At 56.6% G+C, this 12,145-nt stretch carries 12 protein-coding genes; 9 read left to right on the forward strand and 3 right to left on the reverse strand.

The features are described 5' to 3' along the window. Window positions 1-16 precede the first annotated feature (16 nt). Complete coding sequence (locus GHO42_RS10950) at window positions 17-619, reverse strand: peroxiredoxin (RefSeq protein WP_095001402.1); 603 nt, start codon at window positions 617-619, stop codon at window positions 17-19. Between the two features lie 278 nt (window positions 620-897). Between GHO42_RS10950 and GHO42_RS10955 the strand changes: the two genes are divergently transcribed. Continuing rightward, complete coding sequence (locus GHO42_RS10955; protein ID WP_016779693.1) at window positions 898-1,116, forward strand: bacterioferritin-associated ferredoxin; 219 nt, start codon at window positions 898-900, stop codon at window positions 1,114-1,116. 198 nt (window positions 1,117-1,314) lie between these two features. Then, window positions 1,315-1,785: a bacterioferritin gene (bfr, locus tag GHO42_RS10960; RefSeq protein ID WP_016779692.1), complete on the forward strand. Its 471-nt coding sequence runs from the start codon at window positions 1,315-1,317 to the stop codon at window positions 1,783-1,785. A gap of 91 nt (window positions 1,786-1,876) precedes the next feature. Here bfr and grxD read toward each other — a convergent pair whose 3' ends face one another. Continuing rightward, window positions 1,877-2,218 (reverse strand): Grx4 family monothiol glutaredoxin, encoded by a 342-nt coding sequence (gene grxD / locus GHO42_RS10965; protein WP_016779691.1) that lies wholly within the window; start codon window positions 2,216-2,218, stop codon window positions 1,877-1,879. A 511-nt stretch (window positions 2,219-2,729) separates the two neighbouring features. Between grxD and argF the strand changes: the two genes are divergently transcribed. Both argF and GHO42_RS10975 read left to right on the forward strand, forming a co-directional pair. Further along, window positions 2,730-3,650, forward strand: a complete 921-nt coding sequence (gene argF, locus GHO42_RS10970; protein WP_095001403.1) for an ornithine carbamoyltransferase — start codon at window positions 2,730-2,732, stop codon at window positions 3,648-3,650. Beyond that, a complete protein-coding gene (locus tag GHO42_RS10975; protein ID WP_095001404.1) occupies window positions 3,647-4,756 on the forward strand; it encodes an ABC transporter ATP-binding protein in 1,110 nt (369 codons plus the stop codon). The genes argF and GHO42_RS10975 overlap by 4 nt, the downstream gene beginning before the upstream one ends. Window positions 4,757-4,772: 16 nt before the next feature. On the opposite strand, the gene ybaK is transcribed toward GHO42_RS10975, so the two are convergent. Further along, entirely contained in the window at window positions 4,773-5,243 is a 471-nt protein-coding gene (gene ybaK / locus GHO42_RS10980; protein ID WP_095001405.1) for a Cys-tRNA(Pro) deacylase, read from the reverse strand. Between the two features lie 370 nt (window positions 5,244-5,613). Here ybaK and GHO42_RS10985 point away from each other — a divergent pair, with 370 nt between their 5' ends. The 5 genes from GHO42_RS10985 to GHO42_RS11005 all read left to right on the forward strand — a co-directional run bounded on the left by GHO42_RS10985 (window position 5,614) and on the right by GHO42_RS11005 (window position 12,024). Next, on the forward strand, window positions 5,614-6,465 hold the full coding sequence (locus tag GHO42_RS10985) for an MIP/aquaporin family protein (RefSeq protein ID WP_095001406.1): 852 nt from the start codon (window positions 5,614-5,616) through the stop codon (window positions 6,463-6,465). 89 nt (window positions 6,466-6,554) lie between these two features. Next, complete coding sequence (gene glpK / locus GHO42_RS10990) at window positions 6,555-8,060, forward strand: glycerol kinase GlpK (protein WP_095001407.1); 1,506 nt, start codon at window positions 6,555-6,557, stop codon at window positions 8,058-8,060. A gap of 124 nt (window positions 8,061-8,184) precedes the next feature. Then, entirely contained in the window at window positions 8,185-8,940 is a 756-nt protein-coding gene (locus GHO42_RS10995; RefSeq protein WP_019823558.1) for a DeoR family transcriptional regulator, read from the forward strand. Window positions 8,941-9,226: 286 nt separating this feature from the next. Next, complete coding sequence (gene glpD / locus GHO42_RS11000) at window positions 9,227-10,765, forward strand: glycerol-3-phosphate dehydrogenase (RefSeq protein ID WP_095001408.1); 1,539 nt, start codon at window positions 9,227-9,229, stop codon at window positions 10,763-10,765. Between the two features lie 329 nt (window positions 10,766-11,094). Continuing rightward, window positions 11,095-12,024: a glutamate/aspartate ABC transporter substrate-binding protein gene (locus GHO42_RS11005; RefSeq protein ID WP_095001409.1), complete on the forward strand. Its 930-nt coding sequence runs from the start codon at window positions 11,095-11,097 to the stop codon at window positions 12,022-12,024. Window positions 12,025-12,145 lie beyond the last annotated feature (121 nt).

A 12,145-nucleotide genomic window follows, 5' to 3' on the forward strand; every position in this document is an offset into this window, starting at 1 on the left:
TGCCTGAAACTGACGATTACAGCTGGTCAGCATTTTCAGTCAGGTAAGCCGCAACACCTGCAGTCGAAGCGGTCATGCCCTTGTCGCCTTTTTTCCAGTTGGCCGGGCAAACTTCGCCGTGCTCTTCGTGGAATTGCAGGGCGTCAACCAGACGCAGCAGCTCGTCCATGTTGCGGCCCAGTGGCAGGTCGTTGACGATCTGCGAGCGCACAACGCCTTTGTCGTCGATCAGGAACGCGCCGCGCAGAGCCACGCCGCCTTCGGTTTCAACGTCGTAGGCCTTGCAGATGGCGTGATTGATGTCGGCAGCCATGGTGTATTTCACCTGGCCGATGCCGCCATTGTTCACTGGCGTGTTGCGCCATGCGTTGTGGGTGAAATGGGAGTCAATGGACACCGCAACCACTTCAACATTGCGCGCCTGGAACTCAGGAATACGGTGATCCAGTGCGATCAGCTCGGACGGGCATACGAAAGTGAAGTCCAGTGGGTAGAAGAACACCAGGCCATATTTGCCTTTGATGGCGGAGGACAGCGTGAAGCTGTCAACGATTTCGCCAGTGCCAAGTACGGCGGCGACGGTGAAGTCAGGGGCTTGTTTGCCTACGAGTACGCTCATTGGATATCTCCTGGTGTGCAGCGTGAAAAACAGAACCTGATTGGGCAGCCGTTGAAAACGACGCCAGGCAATCAGCTCCCGGGTAAAAAGACCGGTCATCATACACCGCTCGTCGGAACTGGCAGGCACCCTTTTTCACCCGCCCGAAAGCGCTCAAAAGAACCGTTCGTCAGCACAGTGCCTGAGACCCTCAATTGAGACTCAAGGTACTTTGACAATCATTCTCGTTAACATTAAGATCCTTGGCATTGAATCCCAACCAGCGATGGTTCTTATTTATGTACGTTTGCCTTTGCACTGGCGTCACCGATGGAAAAATCCGCGACGCAATCTACGACGGTTGCTGCAGTTACCGTGAAGTGCGTGAAGCGACAGGTGTTGCCAGCCAATGTGGCAAATGTGCCTGTCTGGCCAAGCAAGTGGTTCGCGAAACCCTTTCCTCGCTGCAAGCCAGCCAGGCTGTCATGAGTTTCCCAGCAGAATTTTCAGTCGCCTGATTAACCAATTCCAAAGAACCGGACATAGCGTCCGGTTTTTTTATGCCCAGAATTCAAGTGCTTAGGCCCAAGACGCGGAACACAAACATTCTTATTCCGATTAATTTTCATTTATTATTCAAATACTTAGGTTTGACAGTCTGCAAGGTGCGGATCAAACTCTGCCCTATATACAGTTAATTAAGGCAGGCCCCAGCCATGAAAGGCGACATTTCGGTTATTCAGCACCTCAACAAAATTCTCGGCAACGAACTGGTCGCAATCAACCAATACTTCCTGCATGCACGCATGTATCAGGATTGGGGCCTGGAGAAGTTGGGCGCGCATGAGTACCACGAGTCCATCGACGAGATGAAACACGCGGACAAACTGATTAAACGCATCCTGTTCCTGGAAGGCCTGCCAAACGTACAGGACTTGGGCAAGCTGCATATCGGCGAGCACACCAAGGAAATGCTGGAGTGTGACCTGCGCATCGAGAAGACTGGCCACGCCGACCTCAAGGCCGCCATTGCCCATTGTGAAGTAGTTGGTGACTTTGGCAGCCGGGAAATGCTCGAAGATATTCTTGAGTCGGAAGAAGAACATATCGACTGGCTGGAAACTCAGTTGGGCCTGATCGACAAAGTGGGTATTGAGAATTACCTGCAATCGCAAATGGGTGAGTAACTAACACCCATTAAAAAGCCCCGCCTTGTTTATCACAGAGGCGGGGCTTTTTTATGCGTGCGACAAAACAACTGTCACGACGCGACTGATATCACGCTTCAGTCTTGTTTGCTGCGGCTTTCTCGACAGCTTCTTTGATCAAAGCCTGCAAAGAACCATCAGCGGCCATTTCAGCCATGATGTCGCTACCGCCAACCAGCTCGCCACCTACCCACAATTGCGGGAAAGTTGGCCAGTTGGCGTACTTTGGCAGATTGGCACGAATTTCAGGATTCTGGAGGATGTCCACGTAAGCGAACTTCTCGCCACACCCCATGACTGCCTGAGCAGCTTTAGCCGAAAAGCCGCACTGCGGGGCATTCGGGGAGCCTTTCATGTAGAGCAGAATGGTGTTGTTGGCAATCTGGTCTTTAATAGTTTCGATGATATCCATGGAGCACCTCGGCTGAACTTTCCGACGCAGATGTCGGCACGGTGGCGCATTGTAACGGAAAGCCGAGCGCGACGCTCGGTCTCCCCGACAGACAATAGTATGCCCCTGCTCCCTCCACAAAGCTTGTTGTCCCTGCCGAGAAACGATGGCTGCGAGCAGTTAAACCCCGCCTCATGACAGGAATGCTGACAACGCCATCGCAGCCGTCGCTCCTCGCCAGCGATGACAAATACGACGACCTCGCCCCCCCTCGCAATTGCCAAGCTACGCCACGGCAGTGTACAAATGGGCAGCTGAGGTGAGGCAAACCGCCTGATGTGGCTCATGCAGCGCAAGACCCGCTCAAACCTCTATACATATGACCCTTATTGGCAAGACGCGACATTTCCTTATAAGATCGCGCCTTCCCCTATTTCGTCGCCCCGTGCGGCTTTCGCCGCAGGTCTCGCCCGTTTTTCCGAAAACCCCGGCCTTGAGCATCTGCGATCGTTGCAAAAAAAGGTAGTTAATGATGAGCGCAAGGCACTTTCTCTCCCTGATGGATTGCACTCCCGAAGAGCTAGTCAGCGTGATTCGCCGCGGCATCGAGCTTAAGGACCTGCGCCAGCGCAGCGTTCTGTTCGAACCCTTGAAAGGTCGCGTACTGGGCATGATTTTCGAAAAATCATCGACCCGCACCCGCCTGTCATTTGAAGCTGGCATGATCCAGCTCGGTGGCCAGGCCATTTTTCTGTCACCACGAGATACCCAACTGGGTCGTGGCGAACCGATAGGCGACTGCGCCATCGTCATGTCACGCATGCTTGACGCCGTCATGATCCGCACCTTCGCCCACAGCACCCTGACCGAGTTTGCGGCCAATTCCCGCGTACCGGTTATCAATGGCCTGTCGGACGACCTGCACCCATGCCAGCTGCTGGCTGACATGCAGACCTTCCTTGAGCATCGCGGATCGATCAAGGGCAAGACCGTGGCCTGGATTGGTGACGGCAACAACATGTGCAACAGCTATATAGAAGCGGCTATCCAGTTTGACTTCCACCTGCGTGTTGCCTGCCCGCAAGGCTATGAACCAAACCCCGAGTTCGTGGCGCTGGCAGGCGAACGCGTTACCATCGTTCGCGACCCGCGTGATGCCGTGATTGGCGCCCACCTGGTGAGCACCGACGTATGGACATCAATGGGTCAGGAAGACGAAACGGCCAAGCGCCTCGAACTGTTTGCCCCGTATCAGGTCAACCGTGCCCTGCTCGACCTGGCGGCCGATGACGTGCTGTTCATGCACTGCCTGCCTGCTCATCGCGGCGAAGAGATCAGCGTCGACCTGCTGGACGACCCTCGCTCCGTGGCCTGGGATCAGGCCGAAAACCGCCTGCATGCGCAAAAAGCGCTGCTCGAATTCCTTGTCCAACCGGCGTACCAATCCGCATGAGTCAGCCGCTATTGCTAAACCTTCGTGATCTGGCCTGTGGGTATCAGGGCCAGAGCGTGGTGCAAAACCTCAACCTGCATCTCAATGCCGGTGATATCGGCTGCTTGCTGGGCTCTTCGGGGTGCGGCAAAACCACGACATTGCGTGCTATTGCCGGGTTCGAACCGGTACACCAGGGTGAAATCAGGCTGGCAGGCGAAGTGATCTCCAGCGCCGGCTTCACCTTGGCACCCGAGAAACGTCGTATTGGTATGGTGTTTCAGGACTACGCCCTGTTCCCGCACCTGAGCGTGGCCGACAACATTGCCTTCGGCATTCGCAAGCACCCGAACAAAGACCGTGTGACCGAAGAGCTGCTTGAGCTGGTCAACCTTAAAAACCTGGGCAAACGCTTTGCGCACGAGTTATCAGGTGGTCAGCAGCAACGCGTTGCCCTGGCCCGCGCCCTGGCACCCGAGCCGCAACTGCTGTTGCTGGATGAGCCATTCTCCAACCTGGATGGCGAGCTGCGCCGCAAGCTCAGCCACGAAGTGCGCGATATCCTGAAAGCCCGTGGTACAAGTGCGATTTTGGTGACACACGATCAGGAAGAAGCCTTCGCTGTCAGCGATCATGTTGGCGTGTTCAAGGAAGGCCGCCTTGAACAGTGGGACACCCCTTACAACCTCTACCACGAACCTCAGACGCCCTTTGTGGCGAGCTTTATCGGTCAGGGCTACTTTATTCGCGGCCAGTTGCTGACACCTGAATCGGTACAAACCGAGCTGGGTGTCTTGCGTGGCAACCGTGCGTATACCTGGCCAACGGGCGGTGCAGTGGATGTATTGCTGCGCCCGGACGATATCGTCTACGCACCGGACAGCGATTTGAAGGCGCGGATCATCGGCAAGACATTCCTCGGCGCATCGACCCTTTATCGCCTGCAACTGCCGACAGGCAGCCAGCTGGAGTCGATCTTCCCGAGTCATGCCGACCACTTGCCTGGCGCTGAAGTGGGTATTCGCGTTGCCGCCGAACACCTGGTGATGTTTCAAACCAGCGGCAGCATAGCGGCGCAAATCCCGCAATCCGAATCAGGTGTAAGGCGTTTCAGCACAGCGCACTAAAAACCTGTGGCAGCGCTTACGCCCTGCCTACTTCTGCGAACTTCGCTTGCGTGTGCTCTGCCAGCACCGCAGGCGCCAGTTCCACCTCCAGGCCGCGTCGTCCGGCGCTGACAAAAATAGTCGAAAAACCCTCGGCACTTTTATCAATAAAAGTACGCAGGCGCTTCTTTTGCCCCAACGGGCTGATCCCGCCAAGCAGATAACCTGTGGAGCGCTGAGCCGCCGCCGGGTCCGCCATTTCGACTTTCTTCACCCCCGCTGCCTGAGCCAGCGCTTTCAAATCAAGACTTCCGACGACCGGTACGACGGCAACTAGCAACTCGCCCTTTTCACTGCTGGCCAACAGCGTTTTGAACACTTGCGCAGGCTCCAGGCCAAGCTTTTCTGCGGCCTCCAGGCCGTAGGATGCCGCCTTGGGGTCGTGTTCATAGCTGTGTACCCGATGTTCGGCGCGAACTTTTTTCAGCAGGTCCAGTGCAGGCGTCATGACAGCTCCAGTTTTGCAGAGGAGAAAGAAATACGATGGCCGATTTTAGGCTATTACCCCGTAAAAAGGCGCTGAAACCGAGGTTACAGACCCTGCATGTAGCTAAAAAGTTACCTTTACCCCTCTCAATTCGTAGTCTTTGTTTACATAAAAACCAATACCAAAGCACTCATCTGAAGTCAGAATGTGAATACCCGTTCACTTTCGACCTTTGACAGCAGTGTTTCTTGTCTATATTTTTTCGAATCTGAATATACTCACACGACTCAGCCTGACAGCGTAAAACACAAATACGCAGTTCCCGGTCCAGGCTCAGGCGCACTGCCACCCTGATTGACGACGTCAAAAAACAACAATAACGAGGTTTTACATGTCGACTGCATCGCAGCACCCCACACTTTCAGGCCAGTGCCTGGCCGAGTTTCTCGGCACCGCACTTTTGATATTCTTCGGTACCGGCTGTGTTGCGGCTCTCAAGGTCGCGGGCGCAAGTTTTGGCCTATGGGAAATCAGTATCATCTGGGGCATTGGCGTCAGCATGGCGATTTATCTGACGGCCGGCGTTTCCGGCGCACACCTGAACCCGGCGGTCAGCATTGCGCTGTGCCTGTTCACCGATTTTGAAAAACGTAAACTGCCTTTCTATATCCTCGCCCAGATCGCAGGGGCCTTTTGCGCAGCGGCGTTGGTTTACACGCTCTACAGCAACCTGTTCTTCGATTACGAACAAGCCCACCAGATGGTACGTGGCAGCCAGGCCAGCCTGGAATTGGCCTCGGTATTCTCGACCTACCCGCACCCTTCGCTGACAACGCTGCAGGCCTTCCTCGTCGAGCTTGTGATAACCGCTATCCTTATGGGCGTAATCATGGCCCTGACCGACGACAAAAACGGCTTGCCCCGTGGCCCATTGGCCCCCCTGCTGATCGGCTTGCTGATCGCCGTCATTGGCAGCTCGATGGGCCCATTGACCGGTTTTGCGATGAACCCTGCGCGTGATTTCGGGCCCAAGCTGATGACTTTCTTCGCTGGCTGGGGGGACGTCTCGTTCACCGGCGGGCGCGATATCCCGTATTTCCTGATTCCCATTTTTGCACCCATCGTAGGTGCCTGTCTGGGCGCTGCCATTTATCGCGGGATGATTGCCCGGCACTTGCCTGACATTGCCCCGGCAGATGCGGTTACCCAAGCCGCTGCGCCTGCAAAGACCCAGGCATCCTGATACCGACTGATGAAACGGGGCGCACGAGACCTACTGCCCGTTACCTGTCTCGCGCCCGCAACCTCCCTCATTCTGCAAGGCACTAACAAATGACCGACACTCAGAATAAGAACTACATCATTGCGCTGGACCAAGGCACCACCAGTTCGCGAGCGATCATCTTCGATCGTGACGCCAACGTGGTGTGCACAGCACAACGTGAGTTCCAACAGCATTACCCGCAACCGGGCTGGGTCGAACACGACCCGATGGAGATTTTTGCCACCCAGAGCGCCGTGATGGTTGAGGCCCTGGCCCAGGCCGGCCTGCATCATGACCAGGTTGCCGCCATCGGCATTACCAACCAGCGCGAAACCACGGTGGTCTGGGACAAAGAAAGCGGCCGCCCGATCTACAACGCCATCGTCTGGCAATGCCGTCGCAGCACCGAGATCTGCGAGCAGCTCAAGCGCGACGGTCACGAGCAATACATCAGCGACACCACCGGCCTGGTGACCGACCCGTACTTCTCCGGCACCAAACTGAAGTGGATCCTCGACAACGTCGAAGGCAGCCGCGAACGGGCGCGCAAAGGCGAACTGCTGTTTGGCACCATCGACAGCTGGCTGATCTGGAAATTTACCGGCGGCAAAACCCACGTTACCGATTACACCAACGCCTCGCGCACCATGCTCTTTAACATCCACACTCTGGAGTGGGATGCCAAGATGCTGGAGGTGCTGGATATCCCGCGCGAAATGTTGCCTGAAGTGAAGTCGTCTTCAGAAATCTACGGCCGCACCAAAAGCGGTATCGCCATCGGCGGCATTGCCGGCGACCAACAGGCCGCGCTGTTTGGCCAGATGTGCGTCGAGCCCGGCCAGGCCAAGAACACCTACGGCACCGGCTGCTTCCTGCTGATGAACACCGGCGCCAACGCCGTGAAGTCGACCCACGGCATGCTGACCACCATCGCCTGCGGCCCCCGCGGCGAAGTGGCCTACGCCCTGGAAGGCGCCGTGTTCAACGGTGGCTCCACCGTGCAATGGCTGCGTGACGAACTGAAGATCATCAACGACGCCCACGACACCGAATACTTCGCCAATAAAGTCAAAGACAGCAATGGCGTGTATCTGGTGCCTGCCTTCACCGGCCTCGGTGCCCCCTACTGGGACCCGTATGCCCGTGGCGCACTGTTCGGCCTTACTCGCGGCGTACGCGTAGACCACATCATTCGTGCTGCGCTGGAGTCGATTGCCTACCAGACACGGGACGTACTGGACGCTATGCAACAGGACTCCGGCGAACGCCTCAAAGCCCTGCGTGTAGACGGTGGTGCCGTAGCCAACAACTTCCTGATGCAGTTTCAGGCAGACATCCTCGGCACCCAGGTTGAACGCCCGCAAATGCGTGAAACCACGGCCTTGGGCGCTGCCTACCTGGCGGGTCTGGCTTGCGGCTTCTGGGGCAGCCTGGATGAACTGCGCGGCAAGGCGGTGATCGAGCGCGAGTTCGAACCTGCACTGGACGAAAGCTGCAAAGAGAAGCTCTATGCCGGCTGGAAAAAAGCCGTAAGCCGTACCCGCGACTGGGAACCTCACGAAGAAAGCAACTAAGTACGGGCAATTACATCTGCGGGCGCCTATGGCGCCCGCAGTTGCTTGAGGCACCTGCGAGTAGCAGACGACGCTTTCCTGCGGCATCATGGGTGAATTTGCTTCGCCGCCCAAAGGAAACTCCATGAATCTGCCTCCACGCCAACAGCAGATCCTCGAACTCGTACGCGAGCGCGGTTATGTCAGCATCGAGGAAATGGCTCAGTTGTTCGTCGTCACGCCGCAGACCATTCGCCGTGACATCAACCAGTTGGCAGAAGCCGACCTGTTGCGCCGCTACCACGGTGGCGCCGCCTATGACTCCAGTGTAGAGAACACCGCCTACGCCATGCGGGCCGACCAGATGCGCGATGAAAAGCGCCGCATTGGCGAAGCCATTGCCGCCCAGATTCCCGATCACGCCTCGATTTTCATCAATATCGGCACCACCACCGAGTCGATTGCCCGGGCGCTGCTCAACCACAATCACCTGAAAATCATCACCAACAACCTGCATGTTGCGTCGATCCTGAGCGCAAAAGACGACTTCGAAGTACTGATCGCCGGCGGCAATGTGCGCCGCGATGGTGGCATCGTCGGTCAGGCCAGCGTCGACTTTATCAACCAGTTCAAGTTCGACTTCGCCTTGGTTGGTATCAGCGGTATCGATTCTGACGGCAGCTTGCTGGACTTTGACTATCAGGAAGTACGCGTATCCCAGGCGATTATCGCCAATGCCCGACAAACTATCCTGGCAGCGGACTCCAGCAAGTTCGGCCGCAATGCAATGGTCCGCTTGGGCCCGATCACCTTGATCGATTGCCTGGTCACCGACCAGCCGCCCGTGCCGGAGCTGGCGCAACTGCTGGCCCAGAACAAAATTCGTCTGGAAGTGGTGTAACCGCACTCAGATAGTGATGCGGATTCAGATGCTGTGGGGCGGGCTTGCTCGCGATGGCATCACCGCAACCTGACAGGTGAGCCGCAGCGCCTGCATTGCGAGCAATGCCTGCTCCCGCAGAATCATTGCCCTACACTAAAATGTTCGAAATTCTTCCTTTCGACGCCCTTCGATGAGTTTTTTCAATCGAAGGGTGCTGGCTGCGCGCGCCTTTATCCGCTAATATTTTCGCAAATGAACATTAATGTTCGAATTCAAATATGCGTAAAGAACGCGAGGCCAACCCATGCCCCTGACCACCTTGCCTGCCACTCCCCTCGCTGAGGTTTACGACGTCGCCGTTATTGGTGGTGGAATCAATGGTGTCGGGATTGCGGCAGATGCAGCCGGGCGCGGCCTCTCGGTGTTCCTTTGCGAAAAGGACGATCTGGCCAGCCACACGTCCTCTGCCAGCAGCAAGCTGATCCACGGTGGCCTGCGCTACCTCGAACATTACGAGTTCCGCCTGGTGCGCGAAGCGCTGGCCGAACGCGAAGTGCTGCTGGCCAAAGCCCCGCATATCGTTAAACCGATGCGTTTCGTATTGCCGCACCGACCGCACCTGCGCCCGGCGTGGATGATCCGTGCCGGCCTGTTCCTGTATGACCATTTGGGCAAGCGTGAAAAGCTGGCTGGTTCAACCAGCCTCAAGTTCGGTGCCAACAGCCCCCTTAAAGCAGAAATCACCAAAGGTTTTGAATACTCCGATTGCTGGGTCGATGACGCGCGCCTGGTAGTGCTCAACGCCATGGCCGCGCGGGAAAAAGGCGCCCATGTTCACACCCAGACCCGTTGCGTCGGCGCGCGCCGTAACAAGGGTTTGTGGGAGTTGAACCTGGAACGTGCAGATGGCAGCCTGTTTTCGATCCGCAGCAAGGCCCTGGTCAATGCCGCCGGCCCCTGGGTCGCCAAATTCATCAAGGACGACCTCAAGCTGGACTCGCCTTACGGCATCCGCCTGATCCAGGGTAGCCACCTGATTGTGCCCAAGCTGTATGACGCGCCAAATGCCTTCATCCTGCAGAACGAAGACCAGCGGATTGTGTTCACCATTCCGTACATGGACCAGTTCACCATCATCGGCACCACTGACCGCGAATACACCGGCGATCCGGCCAAGGTCAGCATTACCGAAGAAGAAACCGACTACCTGCTTAATGTGGTCAACGCCCACTTCAAGCAGCAAGTGAGCCGCAGCGACATTCTGCGCACCTACTCCGGCGTGCGCCCGCTGTGCAATGACGAGTCCGACAACCCTTCGGCCGTGACCCGCGACTACACCCTGGCATTGTCTGGCGCAGCGGGCGAAGCCCCGCTTCTATCGGTATTTGGCGGCAAACTGACCACCTATCGCAAGCTGGCCGAATCGGCCATGGCACAGCTGACACCCTACTTCACCCAGATCAAGCCGAGCTGGACCGCCAGCGCGACATTACCCGGCGGCGAAGGCATGACCACGCCAAAAGCCCTGAGCGAGGCCCTGGTCAGCAAATACAGCTGGCTGGATGCCGCAATTGCCAAGCGCTGGGCAATCACCTATGGCAACCGCTCCTGGAGCTTGCTCGAAGGTGCACAAGGCCTGAGCGACATGGGCGAGCATATCGGCAGCGGCCTTTACAGCCGTGAGGTTGATTACCTGTGCAACCAGGAATGGGCACTGGAGGCACAGGACATCCTGTGGCGCCGCACCAAGCTTGGGTTGTTCACCACGGCCGAGGAACAGGCCCACCTGAGCCAGTACATGACCACCCTTGGCCTGAAACACCGCAAGGTTCAGGCCGCTTAATTCGCGTTTAGATGGCCCGTGGGAGCGAGTCCGCTTGCACGGGCCTTCGCTCCTCCCCCCCCGCACTGCCTGCCTTTCATTCGGTTTTCCGAACGCACTCCCCCCCAATGATTCGGCTTTCCGGGCATCTGCATGCCACCGAAGTCCCGACATAAAACTTTAATTCGTTATAAATCAGCAGGTTAGACTTTAATACCAGGGCTGGCACGACTCATGCTCTACACTCTATGCCGAATGCTTAAACAGAGCGTTTAGCCTGTTGAGACGTTCTGAGTAAAAAAGGGCCTGCAAACGGGCTCAATAAAAAAAACAATGTCGAGGAAACATCGATGCGCATCGTTCCGCAACTTTTGGGCGCAGCAATTGCTGCAGCTCTGATTAGCACTCCAGTTTTTGCAGCCGAATTGACCGGCACACTGAAGAAAATCAAAGAATCCGGCACCATCACCCTTGGGCATCGTGACTCCTCCATTCCGTTCTCCTACATCGCGGACGCTTCCGGCAAACCGGTTGGCTACTCCCATGATGTGCAACTGGCTATCGTTGAAGGGCTGAAAAAACAGCTCGACATGCCGGACCTGAAGGTCAAGTACAACCTCGTCACCTCCCAGACCCGTATCCCGCTGGTGCAGAACGGCACCGTTGACGTTGAGTGTGGTTCCACCACCAACAACGTTGAACGCCAACAGCAAGTCGACTTCTCGGTCGGCATCTTCGAAATCGGTACGCGCCTGCTGTCCAAAAAGGACTCGCCTTACAAGGACTTCGCTGACCTGAAAGGCAAAAACGTCGTGACCACTGCTGGTACCACCTCCGAGCGCATCCTCAAAGCGATGAACGCCGACAAGCAGATGGGCATGAACGTGATCTCGGCAAAAGACCACGGCGAAGCCTTCAACATGCTGGAGTCGGGCCGTGCTGTTGCTTTCATGATGGACGACGCCCTGCTGGCCGGTGAAATGGCCAAAGCCAAGAAGCCTACAGACTGGGCCGTGACCGGCACTCCACAGTCTTACGAAATCTACGGCTGCATGCTGCGTAAAGGCGATCCGGAATTCAAAAAGGCCGTGGATGACGCCATCGTTGCCTACTACAAGTCGGGCAAGATCAACGACACCTACAAAACCTGGTTCGAGTCGCCGATTCCACCAAAAGGCCTGAACCTGATGTTCCCGATGAGCGATGAGCTCAAAGCGTTGATTGCCACCCCTACCGACAAGGCAGCAGACGACAAACCGGCTGAAGAAAAGAAATCCTGATTTCAGCCGGCTGAACCCCCCGGGCGCAAGCCATTGCGCCCGGGGGTGTCGACCACCTTTGGACTAAGCTTCTTATTGCATTAGAGAGCACTCGACCCGCCGGTTATCGAGCGGGCTAAGT

Source organism: Pseudomonas sp. FSL R10-0056, assembly GCF_009600105.1.
Lineage (GTDB): Bacteria > Pseudomonadota > Gammaproteobacteria > Pseudomonadales > Pseudomonadaceae > Aquipseudomonas > Aquipseudomonas bubulae.